Source organism: Corynebacterium sp. CMW7794 (assembly GCF_001563605.1).
In the GTDB taxonomy this organism is placed as follows: domain Bacteria; phylum Actinomycetota; class Actinomycetes; order Mycobacteriales; family Mycobacteriaceae; genus Corynebacterium; species Corynebacterium phoceense.
On sequence record NZ_KQ961739.1, the window covers coordinates 1 to 13283 of the forward strand.

At 61.5% G+C, this 13283-nt stretch carries 12 protein-coding genes; 10 read left to right on the plus strand and 2 right to left on the minus strand.

From position 1 onward, the window contains the following. A partial coding sequence (locus tag HMPREF3227_RS07180; RefSeq protein ID WP_066511738.1) for a fructosamine kinase family protein occupies positions 1 to 722 on the plus strand: 722 nt, incomplete at its 5' end. A 24-nt stretch (positions 723 to 746) separates the two neighbouring features. Here HMPREF3227_RS07180 and nadE read toward each other — a convergent pair. Continuing rightward, complete coding sequence (gene nadE / locus HMPREF3227_RS07185) at positions 747 to 1571, minus strand: ammonia-dependent NAD(+) synthetase (protein WP_066491933.1); 825 nt, start codon at positions 1569 to 1571, stop codon at positions 747 to 749. Positions 1572 to 1598: 27 nt separating this feature from the next. Here nadE and HMPREF3227_RS07190 point away from each other — a divergent pair, with 27 nt between their 5' ends. The 5 genes from HMPREF3227_RS07190 (at position 1599) to nrdE (ending at position 6920) form a co-directional block, all read left to right on the plus strand. Further along, the gene (locus HMPREF3227_RS07190; protein WP_066511740.1) at positions 1599 to 2933 is read left to right on the plus strand and encodes a sugar porter family MFS transporter; all 1335 of its coding nucleotides are present in this window, start codon (positions 1599 to 1601) and stop codon (positions 2931 to 2933) included. A 119-nt stretch (positions 2934 to 3052) separates the two neighbouring features. Next, positions 3053 to 3175: a type B 50S ribosomal protein L36 gene (gene ykgO, locus HMPREF3227_RS07195; protein ID WP_012732041.1), complete on the plus strand. Its 123-nt coding sequence runs from the start codon at positions 3053 to 3055 to the stop codon at positions 3173 to 3175. 681 nt (positions 3176 to 3856) lie between these two features. After that, positions 3857 to 4090 carry a glutaredoxin-like protein NrdH gene (gene nrdH, locus HMPREF3227_RS07200; protein ID WP_066491460.1) on the plus strand — a complete coding sequence of 78 codons (234 nt, stop codon included), beginning with the start codon at positions 3857 to 3859 and terminating at the stop codon, positions 4088 to 4090. An 81-nt stretch (positions 4091 to 4171) separates the two neighbouring features. Continuing rightward, on the plus strand, positions 4172 to 4600 hold the full coding sequence (gene nrdI, locus HMPREF3227_RS07205; RefSeq protein ID WP_066491463.1) for a class Ib ribonucleoside-diphosphate reductase assembly flavoprotein NrdI: 429 nt from the start codon (positions 4172 to 4174) through the stop codon (positions 4598 to 4600). Between the two features lie 157 nt (positions 4601 to 4757). After that, on the plus strand, positions 4758 to 6920 hold the full coding sequence (gene nrdE / locus HMPREF3227_RS07210) for a class 1b ribonucleoside-diphosphate reductase subunit alpha (RefSeq protein ID WP_066491466.1): 2163 nt from the start codon (positions 4758 to 4760) through the stop codon (positions 6918 to 6920). Positions 6921 to 7052: 132 nt separating this feature from the next. Here nrdE and HMPREF3227_RS07215 read toward each other — a convergent pair whose 3' ends face one another. Beyond that, a complete protein-coding gene (locus tag HMPREF3227_RS07215) occupies positions 7053 to 7766 on the minus strand; it encodes a FadR/GntR family transcriptional regulator (RefSeq protein ID WP_066491470.1) in 714 nt (237 codons plus the stop codon). A gap of 288 nt (positions 7767 to 8054) precedes the next feature. Between HMPREF3227_RS07215 and nrdF the strand changes: the two genes are divergently transcribed. The 4 genes from nrdF (at position 8055) to HMPREF3227_RS07235 (ending at position 13201) form a co-directional block, all read left to right on the plus strand. Next, positions 8055 to 9044 (plus strand): class 1b ribonucleoside-diphosphate reductase subunit beta, encoded by a 990-nt coding sequence (nrdF, locus tag HMPREF3227_RS07220; protein ID WP_066491475.1) that lies wholly within the window; start codon positions 8055 to 8057, stop codon positions 9042 to 9044. A gap of 427 nt (positions 9045 to 9471) precedes the next feature. Further along, positions 9472 to 11223, plus strand: a complete 1752-nt coding sequence (ctaD, locus tag HMPREF3227_RS07225) for an aa3-type cytochrome oxidase subunit I (RefSeq protein ID WP_066491481.1) — start codon at positions 9472 to 9474, stop codon at positions 11221 to 11223. Positions 11224 to 11309: 86 nt separating this feature from the next. After that, positions 11310 to 12482, plus strand: coding sequence for a phosphoserine phosphatase SerB (gene serB / locus HMPREF3227_RS07230; RefSeq protein WP_066511742.1), 1173 nt, complete (start codon positions 11310 to 11312; stop codon positions 12480 to 12482). Then, a complete protein-coding gene (locus tag HMPREF3227_RS07235; RefSeq protein ID WP_066491486.1) occupies positions 12479 to 13201 on the plus strand; it encodes a peptidyl-tRNA hydrolase in 723 nt (240 codons plus the stop codon). Before serB ends, HMPREF3227_RS07235 begins: the two co-directional genes overlap by 4 nt. The last annotated feature ends 82 nt before the right edge of the window (positions 13202 to 13283 follow it).

Genomic DNA, 13283 nt, shown 5'->3' on the forward strand with positions numbered 1-13283 from the left:
GCACATCCGGACACACATTCTGTCCCTTAACCCGGCTTGCCGATGCCGTCCCGGGTTCCGTCGTGCCCGTCCTCAGCGTCGGCGGGACGGAGCTCACTATCGAAAGGCTCGCCGCGGCGCGGGCCACTCCGCGCGCGGCGCACGAGTTCGGTGCGGCACTCCGGCGCCTCCACCAAGCCGGTGCGCCCGCCTTCGGCGCCCCTCCCGCGGGCTGGGCCGGACGTACGTACATTGGCAGCATCGAGCAGCCTTGTGAGCCGACGGATAACTGGGGTGAGTTCTACGCGGAGCAACGCGTGCGCCCCTTCGCCCGCGCCGCCGCACGGGTGGGAAACCTCGCCGCGCCGGCCCTCGCCCTCGTGGAGCGCGCCTGCGACGCCATCGCTGCCCGTGACTGGGACGTCGCCCCCGCGCGCCTCCACGGCGACTTGTGGTCCGGCAACCTCATCTTCACCCCGGCTCCGGGCGGGGGAGTGCGCGGCGTCATGATTGACCCCGCCGCGCACGGTGGCCACCCCTACACCGACTTGGGCATGCTCGCGCTGTTCGATGCCCCCTTGCTCGACGAGATCTTTGGCGGCTATGGCGCACCGGAGGATATCTGGGAGCAGCTCCCGCTCCACCAGCTCCATCCGCTCGCAGTGCACGCGCAGACACATGGACCCGCCTACGCCCAGCCACTGACGCGCGCGGCGCAGGCGACGCTCGAGCTTCTGCGCTAGCGCCGCCCGCGGCGGAGCGTCCGACTAATTAGTGACCGGACCGCCCGGCATGCGGCGCTTGTGTGCGCCGCGGCGCCACAGCTCCTCGATGCGCTCCTGCGCAGCGGGGGAGACCTCCTTGCCTTCCAGGAAATCATCGATATCGGTATAGGTCACGCCGAGCGCCTGCTCGTCCGGCAGCTGCGGCTTGTCCTCCTCGAGGTCGGCTGTGGGGATCTTCTCCCACGTGGAGTCCGGCGCGCCGAGGGCCTGGAGGAGCGCTGCACCCTGGCGCTTGTTGAGTCCCTCGAGCGGCAGCAGATCCGCTGCGCCGTCGCCCCACTTGGTGAAGAATCCGGTGACATTTTCTGCGGCGTGATCCGTTCCGAGCACGAGCGCGCCCACCTCGCCGGCGAGCGCGTACTGCGCCGTCATACGTAGACGAGCCTTCACGTTGCCACGGTTGAAGTCGCCAAGGCCGACCTTGCCTAGCTGTTGCGCGACTGCGTCATCAAGCGCCGCCGTTGCGTCCTTGATATTGACCGTGAGGGAGTGATCCGGCTCAATAAATCGCAACGCCACCTGCGCGTCCTCCTCGTCCGCCTGCACGCCGTGGGGCAGGCGCACGGCGTAGAACTCCGCGCCGTCGACGCGGTCGCACGCCAGCTGGGCGAGCTTGCCGGCGAGAGTGGAATCCTGGCCGCCGGAAATGCCAAGGACAAAGCCCTTCGCGCCGGTCGTGCGCAGGTAGTCCACGAGGTAGGTGACGCGGGTCTCAATCTCTCGGTCTGGATCGATAAAGGGCTTAACACCCAGCGCTTTTATGATGGTGGACTGGAGATTTCCGGTGGTAGTAGACATGCAGCCCATCGTAGTGGGCTGGAACAATAGCTGCTCGTGAATGAACGCACTTACATTCGCCTTGTCGCGGGCATAGCCGCGCTCGGCGGAGTACTCTTCGGCTATGACACAGGCGTCATGTCTGGGGCCCTCCTTTTTATTGCGCCGGAGTTTGGCATGTCTGCCCACGGGGAGGGGCTGGTGACCTCCACGCTGCTTATCGGCGCGGCCCTGGGCGCGCTCGTGGCCGGCCGCGTCGCAGACCTCCTCGGCCGTCGCATCACCCTCATCCTCGGCGGCATAGTCTTCGTCCTGGGCTCAGTGTGGTGTGCCCTGTCGGAATCCATAACGGGGCTTGCCTGCGCCCGCGCCTTCCTCGGCGTCGCCGTCGGCACCGTGTCCATCGTGTCGCCCATGTATATCGCGGAGATGGTCCCCGCTCGCGTGCGCGGACGCATGGTCTCGCTCAATACTCTCATGATCGTGGTGGGACAGCTTGCCGCCTATCTCGTGAACTCCGCCCTGGCTAGCGGCGGCAACTGGCGTCTCATGCTGGGGCTTGCTGCCGTTCCTGGCACCCTGCTCGCCGTGGGCATGGCCTTCCTGCCGGAGACTCCCACGTGGCTCACGCAGCACGGCCACAGCCGCACCGCCGCACGCGTGGCGTGCCGAACCAATATGCCTGTTCCTGACATGGATACGGATGACGCCGCCCCGTCTGTCGGCACGCAGCTACGCGAGCTCCTCAGCAGTCGCTGGATGCGCGTCTCGGTAGGTCTGGCCATGCTCATGGGGCTGACTCAACAGATCACCGGGGTTAACGCCATCGTGTACTTCGCCCCGACGATGATGAACCACGTGGGCATCTCGACACAGAACTCTGTCTACACCTCCATGCTCATCGGTGCCGTCTCCGTCGTTGCGTGCTGGGCCGGACTCCACGTCGTCGACCGGATTGGCCGCCGGCGCCTTCTTCTCATTGGCCTCGCGGGTAACGCCGTGTCCCTCTTTATCCTCGCCGTGGTCTATTCCTTTGCGGAGGACTCCACGACCATGGCCGGGGTCTCGCTCATCTTCATGGCGGTCTTCATCGCCTCGCAGCAGGCCGCCGTCTCACCCACGACCTGGCTGCTTATCTCTGAGCTCGTGCCGCTGCGCGTGCGCGGGCTGGGCATGGGTATCGCGGGGCTGACCCTCTGGGCCGCGAACTGGGTCGTGGCACAGTTCTTTCTGCCGCTGGTCGAGTGGCTCACCGGTCCCATAGCCTTCGCTATCCTCGGTGTGCTGGGCATCGTGGCCATGGGTTATACGCGTGCGCTCGTACCGGAAACGATGGGCCGCAGTCTTGAAGAGGTGGGCCGCACCCTGCGGCGTCGCTACTCCGAAGACTAAGCGTTTTGGTGTATGGGTAGGGCGTGGGGTAACATTTCACCTCGTGTCATGACGCGTATGTGTCATGCTATATTATTCACCCGCTGTTTATTTATAGCGCATAACGAAAGGAGCGCCCGATGAAGGTCCGCAAGTCGCTTCGGTCGCTGAAGAACAAGCCGGGCGCTCAGGTTGTGCGCCGTCACGGCAAGGTCTTCGTGATCAACAAGAAGGATCCGCGCTTCAAGGCTCGCCAGGGCTAAGAACTGCACATCTTTCACTGCGCCCCGCGCCACGGTTTTGTGGCCGCGGGGCGCAGTGCGTTTTGTCTTAGCCTTGGGGTGGCTGGGGAAATGGACGAAAGTCGAATCGACGGAGTGTGAGGGTCACGCTAGGGTCGGCTGGGTTGTGGCTCCGGGGCGTAGTCATCCCCGTGGGAGTGCGGGCTGTCGTGCGGGCCGTTCTGGCCGCGAGGGGCCTGGCAGTGTGCGCCTAACGCGAAGGCAGGGGAGAAGGGGCGATGGCACGAGTTCGGCGGCGTTGAGCGACGCCACAGGCTATCGGGGAACGTCCGGCAGGGGGATGGCGGTTGCACAAAAAATGTGACGTTGCTCACGCGCCCTGTGAATTTCCCAGGGACGGGTTGTGGATAAGTCTGGGGAATTCCATGTGTGTAACTTCGTGGGTGTGAAGCGGCTACCAACATGTAGGGCTGGGGGCAGTGCCCAGCTGGGAATTCCACCCCTGTAACTACTATATCTAGTATCGGTTGCGGCATATGGCCACAAAGTATAGTGTCATTCATGTTGAAGCGGTCGAGCTAAGGCGCTCGCTTGTGGCGGTCAGCAGTCCTCCGGGGAAGGAGGGAATGGGCCCGCTGCGACGCAATCGCACACGCCTTCAACGACCGAGAAACTCAGCTTTATCTTAAGGGAATCGCCGCTATGTCTATCACCGTTTACACCAAGCCCGCTTGCGTCCAGTGCAACGCTACGAAGAAGGCTCTCGACCGCGCAGGTCTTGAGTACAACATCATCGATGTTTCCATGGATGACGAGGCTCGTGACTACATCATGGCTCTCGGCTACGTCGCCGCACCGGTCGTCGAGGTCGACGGTGAGCACTGGTCTGGCTTCCGTCCGGACCGCATCAAGTCCCTGGCGAAGGCTGCTGCCTAGTTCTGGCTAGCTCCGGCAGCGTGGTCTCCACGTGAGCCGCGCGGCACCGTTTCATACCGCACAAACAAAGAAGGTCGCACCATGTTGGTCGTGTACTACTCCTCCGCCACGGAAAATACGCGCCGCTTCGTAGACAAACTTGGTCTGCCCAGCGCCCGCATTCCCCTCCGCAAGTCGGAAGAGCCGCTCATCGTTGATGAGCCGTATGTGCTGGTGTGTCCCACCTATGGTGGCGGCGCGAGCATCTCGCACCAGAACTCGCGTCCTGTGCCGCCACAGGTCATTCGTTTCCTTAATGACGAACACAACCGTTCGCTTATCCGCGCGGTGATTGCCGGCGGAAACTCGAACTTCGGTGCAGACTTTGGCAAGGCGGGCGATGTTATCGCTGCCAAGTGCAAGGTTCCCTATGTCTATCGCTTCGAGCTCCTGGGTACGGACGAGGATGTTCGTCTGTGCCGCGAGGGTCTCCTGGGAGCGGCCCAGGATCTGGGCCTCGAGGCGGCGTAAAACTTCATATTTCCATCCCTCGGCCAGGCGCCGTCTGCGCCTGCCGGGGGTTTATCAGTTCAGTGCTGTGACCACGTGCCCTGCGGCCGTGGCCAAGCAAAACTAAAGTGGGCGTACGCAGTCGTTATACCCCACGAATTTTAGGAAGGGCTCATACGTGTCGAATCTTGTAGGAAAGACCGTTCCGGAACCGGTCACCCAGGAGCAGCAACTCGATTACCACGCGCTCAACGCGCTTCTTAACCTCTATGACGAGAACGGTCGCATCCAGTTCGACAAGGACCGTGAGGCGGCAAACCAGTACTTCCTTCAGCACGTCAACCAGAACACGGTCTACTTCCACGATCTGGAAGAGAAGATCGACTACCTCATCACGAACAACTACTACGACAAGGCCGTCATCGACGCCTATGACTTCGCCTTCATCAAGTCGCTGTTCAAGCGTGCGTACTCGTACAAGTTCCGCTTCCAGTCCTTCCTCGGTGCGTTCAAGTACTACACGTCCTACACGCTGAAGACCTTCGATGGCCGCCGTTACCTCGAGCGCTTCGAGGATCGTGTGTCCATGACGGCGCTCTTCCTCGCTGATGGTGATACGGCTCTCGCTGAGAACCTCGTGGATGAAATCATGACCGGCCGCTTCCAGCCGGCCACCCCGACCTTCCTCAATGCAGGTAAGGCGCAGCGCGGCGAGCTCGTGTCCTGCTTCCTCCTGCGTATTGAGGACAACATGGAATCCATCGGTCGCTCCATCAACTCCGCTCTGCAGCTGTCCAAGCGCGGCGGCGGCGTGGCTCTGCTCCTGTCGAATATCCGCGAGTCCGGCGCGCCCATCAAGCATATCGAGAACCAGTCCTCCGGTGTCATCCCGGTCATGAAGCTGCTCGAGGATTCCTTCTCCTACGCCAACCAGCTCGGTGCTCGCCAGGGCGCCGGCGCGGTGTACCTCAACGCCCACCACCCGGACATCCTGAGCTTCCTCGACACCAAGCGCGAGAACGCGGACGAGAAGATCCGTATTAAGACCCTCTCGCTCGGCGTCGTCATCCCGGATATCACGTTCGAGCTGGCCCGCAAGAACGACGATATGTACCTGTTTAGCCCGTACGACGTGGAGCGCGTCTACGGCAAGGCCTTCGGCGATATCTCCATTACCGAGCACTACGCCGAGATGGTCGAGGATCCGCGCATCCACAAGAAGAAGATCAACGCGCGCCACTTCTTCCAGACCATCGCGGAGATCCAGTTTGAGTCCGGCTACCCGTACATCATGTTCGAGGACACCGTGAACCGTGCGACCCCGGTAAAGACCGGCTGGATCAATATGTCAAACCTCTGCTCCGAGATCATGCAGATCAACGAGCCCTCCGAGTTCAATGACGATCTCTCTTACGAGAAGCTGGGCTCCGATATCTCGTGCAACCTGGGCTCGCTCAATATCGCGATGACCATGGATTCCCCGGACTTCGCCAAGACCGTGGAGACTGCCGTGCGCGGACTGACCTCCGTTTCGGATAGCACGGCAATTAACTCTGTGCCGTCCATCCGCAAGGGCAACGATGACGCGCACGCCATTGGCTTGGGCCAGATGAACCTGCACGGCTACCTGGGCCGCGAGCACATCTACTACGGTTCGGAGGAAGGCTTGGACTTCACCAACGCCTACTTCGCGGCGGTGCTTTACGCCGCGCTGCGCGCCTCCAACGCCATTGCGAAGGAACGCGGCGTGCGCTTCGCCGACTTCGAGAAGTCCGAGTACGCCTCTGGCGCGTACTTCGACAACTTTGATCCGGAGGGGTTCAAGCCGCGCACTCCGCGCGTCCAGGAGCTTTTCGATGCTTCCTCGATCCACACCCCGACCGCGGACGAGTGGGCGCAGCTTAAGGCAGACGTCATGGAGCACGGCCTCTACAACCGCTACCTCCAGGCTGTCCCGCCGACGGGTTCGATTTCCTACATCAACAACTCGACCTCGTCCATCCACCCGATTGCCTCCAAGATCGAGATCCGTAAGGAAGGCAAGATCGGCCGTGTCTATTACCCGGCTCCGCACATGGATAACGACAACCTTGAGTACTTCCAGGATGCTTACGAGGTGGGCTACGAGAAGATCATCGACACCTACGCTGAGGCCACGAAATACGTGGACCAGTCGCTGTCTCTCACGCTCTTCTTCAAGGACACCGTGACCACCCGCGACATCAACAAGGCGCAGATTTACGCATGGCGCAAGGGCATTAAGTCCCTGTACTACATCCGCCTGCGTCAGATGGCACTCGAGGGCACCGAGGTTGAAGGCTGCGTGTCCTGCATGCTCTAAGCAGCACGCGATATGAGGAATGCCCCGTCGCTCCGTTCATACTGAATGGAGCGACGGGGCATTCGCCGGTGAGGGGGCGCTGTGCCGAGGGTAGGGGGCATCGGCAAGCGCGAACCTGCCTGGAGCCTGTGGCTAGATGCTGGTGGAGCTGGTCTCATCCAGAATCTCGCGGGCGAGACGCTCGGCCTGAGCGGCCTCGCCATCGCGGATGGCCTCTGCCAGCTCGATGTGGAGATCCACGGTGCCGGACATGGGGTCACGCTTGCGGGAACCGTAGACGGACTTGCCCTTGAGCATGGCCAGCAGAGACGGCGCCAAGGCCGCGAACATCTCATTGCCGGAGGCGTAGAGGATGGACGCGTGGAAGCGGAGATCGATAGCCAGCTCCTCGCCGACACGGTGGCTGGGGGAGACCTCCAGCTCGTGCAGGCGCAGTGCCAGATCGAGGATCTCTCCACGCTGCTCCTCGCTGGCCGTGCTGGCGGCAAGACGCGCGGCGATGGGCTCGATGGCCAAACGCACCTGGTTGAGGGAGTGCAGCTGCGGGCCGCGGGACTTCTCGCCGGCTAAGCGCCAGTTGATAACTTGCTGGTCGAAAACGTTCCATTCGGTCATGGGGAGGACGGTAAGTCCCACTCGGCGTGAGGACATGACCAAGCCCATTTGCTCGAGGGCGCGCATGGCCTCGCGCGCGACGGTGCGTGAAATGCCGAAACGCACGGAAATGTCCTGAAGTGTGAAGCGTTGATCGGTCTTGATCACGCCGGTGACGATTTCTGCACCGATCTCATCGAGAACGTGCGACAAGAGGGGGACTGCCGCCTCTGCGTGGGTTGAAGTCGTCATTGTGTGCTCCTTTGGGAAAGATAGGGGAATAATATGATTTTTGGAAACTAGACCTTGGCTTTCCATCATCAAGATAAATCGTAAGTCATATCAAGGCTAGACTTTAAGCGAAATTCCATGTAGCAAATTTGAAATATGACCTGTACACAACGTTATGTACGGTATCGATCAAGGAATAAAAGATCTTAACTGATCCCAGTGACCTGCGGTTGTGCTGGAGGGGGCGCGGACGGGTAGACTTGCACGAGTTACACACATCCTTTTCCGACAGAGCAAGGGGAGTCTGCAGTGACGCAGGATTACGAGGCGTACGTCAATAGCCATGAGAAGCCCATCAAGGCGATCAACTGGAACACCGTTCCGGATGAAAAGGACGCGGAAGTCTGGGACCGCCTGACCGGCAACTTCTGGCTGCCAGAAAAGATTCCGGTGTCCAATGACATCCCGTCCTGGAAGACACTCAATGACAAGGAAAAGGAAACCACCATGCGTGTGTTTACCGGCCTGACCTTGCTTGACACCATCCAGGGCACCGTGGGCGCTATCTCGCTGTTGCCGGATTCCCAGACGCTTCACGAGGAGGCCGTCTATACCAATATCGCGTTCATGGAGTCCGTCCACGCGAAGTCGTACTCCAATATCTTTATGACGCTGGCCAGTACGCCGGAGATCAACGACGCATTCCGTTGGTCTGAGGAGAACGAAAACCTGCAGAAGAAGGCGAAGATTGTCCTGTCGTACTACGAGGGCGAGGATCCGCTGAAGAAGAAGGTCGCCTCGACGCTGCTCGAGTCCTTCCTTTTCTACTCCGGCTTCTACCTGCCCATGTACTTCTCCTCGCGCGCGAAGCTGACCAATACGGCGGATATCATCCGCCTCATCATTCGCGACGAGGCCGTGCACGGCTACTACATCGGCTACAAGTATCAGCAGGGCGTGAAGAAGCTCGGCGAGGCCGAGCAGGAAGAGCTCAAGGCCTACACCTTCGACCTTCTCTACGATCTCTACGACAACGAGATCGACTACACCGAGGATCTTTACGACGACCTGGGCTGGACTGAGGACGTCAAGCGCTTCCTGCGTTACAACGCGAACAAGGCGCTCAACAACCTGGGCTATGAGGGCCTCTTCCCGGCGGATGAGACGCGCGTATCGCCGGCCATCCTCTCCTCGCTGTCGCCGAACGCGGACGAGAACCATGACTTCTTCTCGGGCTCTGGTTCGTCCTACGTCATCGGCAAGGCCGAGGACACCACGGATGACGACTGGGACTTCTAATCTCAGGGCTAGCGCGCCGCGGGGGAGCGCGCAGCAGGCCTATATATAAGGAAAGCGTCGGTGTGGTGCCGGCGCTTTCGTCGTGTCTTGGGCCGTAGTCCAATGGGGAGGGGCGCTGAGACCTCAGGGGCGATCAACCGATCGGTTGATACCTACCGGGGGTACAGTTCGTAGCTTTTTCCCAGGCACGTCCCAGTGTTTCTGTGGGGTACACCACTTAAAAACCTTGGGCGAATATGGAACTATTTCGACGGACGGCGCACGTCCTGCAGGAATGTGAGTCACATGTGTCACATGTGCAGGTGAGCGGAATGTTCAACATTGGGAAGGGCTGGAAAAACGCCCGCCGGCTCGCCTATTATTAACGCCTGTAAACCAACGGCGCGCGCGACTGCAGTCCCACGCGTCTTACATTCAGGAGGATTTTATGACCGCTGTGGCGCCAAGGCTGGAAAATTATGTCCAGCCCACCCGCCCGGAGCCTCAAGGAAACGGCAAGAACGGTTCCAAGGCTTGGGTGTTTTTGACCACCACCGACCACAAGCAGCTCGGCATCATGTATTTGATCATGGCCTTCAGCTTCTTCTTCCTCGGTGGCCTCATGGCACTGCTCATCCGCGCCGAGCTGTTCAGCCCGGGTCTGCAGTTCCTCTCTAACGAGCAGTTCAACCAGCTGTTCACCATGCACGGCACCGTCATGCTGCTGCTGTTCGCTACCCCGGTTGTCTGGGGCTTCGGTAACTACGTCCTGCCGCTGCAGATTGGCGCACCGGACGTGGCTTTCCCGCGTTTGAACTCTTTCGGCTTCTGGATCACCTTCCTCGGCGGCATCGTCATGCTCCTCGGCTTCGCTACCCCGGGTGGCGCTGCTGACTTCGGCTGGACGATGTACATGCCGCTGGCAGACTCCGTCCACACCCCCGGCATTGGCGCTGACATGTGGATCGTTGGCGTCGGTGCTACCGGTGTCGGTACCATTGCTTCCGCTATCAACATGGTCACCACCATTTTGACCATGCGCGCACCGGGCATGACCATGTTCCGTATGCCGGTCTTCACCTGGGCCATCTTCACGGCGTCTGTTATCGCCCTGATGATCTTCCCGCTGCTGACCGCCGCCGCCCTGGGCGTCCTCTACGACCGCAAGCTTGGCGGTCACATCTACGACTCCGCTAACGGCGGCGCCATCCTTTGGCAGCACCTCTTCTGGTTCTTCGGCCATCCGGAGGTCTACGTCCTGGCCCTTCCGTTCTTCGGCGTTATCTCCGAGATCGTCCCGGTCTTCTCCCGTAAGCCGGTCTTCGGCTACATCGGCCTTGTCTTCGCCGTCCTGGCGATTGGCTCCCTGTCCATGGCTGTGTGGGCACACCACATGTTCGTCACGGGCGCCATCCTGCTGCCGTTCTTCTCCTTCATGACGTTCCTTATCGCGGTCCCGACCGGCGTGAAGTTCTTCAACTGGGTCGGCACCATGTGGAAGGGTCACATCACCTGGGAGACCCCGATGATCTGGGCCATGGGCTTCCTGGCAACGTTCCTCTTCGGTGGTATGACCGGCGTTATGCTGGCTTCCCCGGCACTGGACTTCCACCTCGCTGAGTCTTACTTCCTCATCGCGCACTTCCACTACACGCTGTTCGGTACCGTCGTGTTCTCCGCCTTCGGTGGTTTGTACTTCTGGTTCCCGAAGATGACCGGCCGTATGCTGGACGAGCGCCTGGGCAAGATTCACTTCTGGCTGACCTTCATCGGCTTCCACGGCACCTTCCTGGTTCAGCACTGGGTCGGCAACATGGGTATGCCGCGTCGTTACGCCGACTACCTCGAGTCTGACGGCTTCACGGTCTACAACCAGATCTCCACCGTCTTCTCCTTCGTCCTCGGTGCTTCTGTTATCCCGTGTGTCTGGAACGTCTTCAAGTCCTGGCGCTACGGCGAGATCGTCACCGTCGACGACCCGTGGGGCTACGGCAACTCCCTCGAGTGGGCGACCTCTTGCCCGCCGCCGCGCCACAACTTCGTCTCCCTGCCGCGCATCCGTTCGGAGCGCCCGGCCTTCGAGCTGCACTACCCGCACATGGTTAAGCGCATGCGCGTCGAGGCACACGCTGGCCATAAGCCGGACCCGCGCGAGGGCGCTGCACGCACGAACCCGTCCGGTAAGGGCATCACCGTTTAATTCGGTACTCTCCTGAAGCTCTCGCCGCCGCCTGTTACGGGCGGCGGCTTTTGCCGTTTTTCCTATAGAGGCTCATAATCTTATTCATGACTAATGCTGTGATTACCACCACGGGCCCGGATAAGCCTGGCGTCTCCGCCGCCTTCTTCCGCGTTCTCGGCTCCTACAACGTGGAGCTCGTGGACGTCGAGCAGGCCCTGTTCTCGGGCCGCATTTCATTGTCTGCCTATGTCGACCTGAACCCCAACCGCCTCGAGGATATTGAGCAGGGGCTGCGCAATACCTTGAGCATTTACCAGCAGCAAATTTCTGCGGAGCTTTCCGATGCCCTGCCGCGCTCGCGTTCCACTCACGCCGTGGTCGTCATGGGGCGCCCCCTCACGGCATCCCACCTGTCTTCTGTTGCGCAGGAACTGGCCAACTTCAATGTCAACATCGATCGTATTCGCGGCCTGTCGCAGGAGCCCGTCACCGCTCTCGACCTGTCTGTGACGGTGCCGGGCGAGGAGGAGTCACTGCGCAAAGCGCTGGCGGCACTCTCGGCACAGCTGGGTATCGACATCGCGGTGGAGTCCGCTGGCCTGTCCCGTCGTTCGCGTCGTCTCATCTGCTTTGACTGCGACTCCACGTTGATCACAGGTGAGGTCATCGAAATGCTCGCGGCCCACGCCGGTAAAGAGGCCGAGGTTGCCGCGGTCACGGAGCGCGCCATGCGCGGCGAGCTTGATTTTGAGCATTCCCTGCGTGAGCGCGTCGCGACGCTAGCGGGTCTGCCGGCAAGTGTCATTGACGAGACTGCCGCGTCGCTCACGCTTACCCCGGGCGTGCGCACGACGATTCGCACGCTGAAGAACCTGGGCTACCGCGTGGCGGTGGTCTCGGGCGGCTTCATCCAGGTGCTGGAGGGGCTGGCCAAGGAGCTCGATCTCGACTACGTGCGTGCTAACACCCTGGAGATCGAGGATGGCAAGCTCACGGGTCGTGTCATTGGCAAGGTGGTCGACCGCCAGGCGAAGGAAGACTTTTTGCGCGAGTTCGCTGCGGATGCGGGCATTTCCATGTCGCGCACCATTGCGGTGGGCGATGGCGCAAACGATATCGACATGATTACCGCCGCCGGACTGGGTATCGCGTTTAACGCTAAGCCGGCCTTGCGCGAGGTGGCCGACGCACAGGTCAACCACCCGTACATGGACGAAATCCTGCAGATCCTCGGCATCCCGTCTGATGACGTCGTGCGGGCTGAGGACGCCGAATGAGCCTCGCCGTAGCGCATGCGCGTCTCGCCACGGCCTGCAACGACCGGTCCTGGCGCGATGACCCGGAGGATCCGGACCGTCCGGAGACTATCCAGGCCATGCAGATTGTGCTCAACCTGCCCAAGCAGGACACACCCACACGCACGGAGGTCCTCGAGGCCGCTGCACGTGCCGTCGTCGCTGCGTGCCTTGACCCGCGCGCCGGCGACGACACCGCTTATGCCGAGGCCTTCGCGGCGTGGTACGGCCATCGTATTCGCAAGGTGGCCCGCCGCGCCCGCAACAAGGCATGGCGCGACGTGCAGAACCTGCCCGGCGTCACAGTCGATGACCGTGCTCGCGCGTTTGCGCCCTCGGCGGTGGTAGACGTGGACCCGCTCATCTCCAAGCTGCAGATCGGCCACACCGAGCTCGAGCACGATGTGCCCGGGCCCGCAACGCCGGGCGAGCCCGTCATCTACATCGACGAGGGGCTTGCGATGACCGCCGGCAAAGCCGCCGCCCAGGTCGGCCACGGTTCTATGCTGCTCGCCGCGGCACAGCCTTATGCCTGGGTCGCGGACTGGGCCGAGCGTGGTTTCCCGCTGTCCGTACGCGAGCTGCCCACGGCCGAGTTCCAGGCTGCCTGCGCACGCCCCGGTGCTGTGGTTGTTCGCGACGCGGGCTACACCGAGGTTGCGCCGGACTCGGCGACGGTGGTCGCGCTTCCTGCGGCCTAGGTTCGCCGCTGACACCTGGTGCTGGAGGCTGCAACGACAGAGTCGGAATCTTAGGACATCGAAGGCCCAGATTGTCGAAAAA

Excerpts from the sequence above, each read along its gene's own strand:
- serB (WP_066511742.1), top strand. The coding sequence starts at position 11,310 with ATGACTAATGCTGTGATTACCACCACGGGCCCGGATAAGCCTGGCGTC.
- nadE (WP_066491933.1), bottom strand. The coding sequence starts at position 1,571 with ATGGGCTGCATGTCTACTACCACCGGAAATCTCCAGTCCACCATCATA.
- HMPREF3227_RS07235 (WP_066491486.1), top strand. The coding sequence starts at position 12,479 with ATGAGCCTCGCCGTAGCGCATGCGCGTCTCGCCACGGCCTGCAACGAC.
- HMPREF3227_RS07215 (WP_066491470.1), bottom strand. The coding sequence starts at position 7,766 with ATGACGACTTCAACCCACGCAGAGGCGGCAGTCCCCCTCTTGTCGCAC.
- nrdH (WP_066491460.1), top strand. The coding sequence starts at position 3,857 with ATGTCTATCACCGTTTACACCAAGCCCGCTTGCGTCCAGTGCAACGCT.
- ykgO (WP_012732041.1), top strand. The coding sequence starts at position 3,053 with ATGAAGGTCCGCAAGTCGCTTCGGTCGCTGAAGAACAAGCCGGGCGCT.
- ctaD (WP_066491481.1), top strand. The coding sequence starts at position 9,472 with ATGACCGCTGTGGCGCCAAGGCTGGAAAATTATGTCCAGCCCACCCGC.
- nrdI (WP_066491463.1), top strand. The coding sequence starts at position 4,172 with ATGTTGGTCGTGTACTACTCCTCCGCCACGGAAAATACGCGCCGCTTC.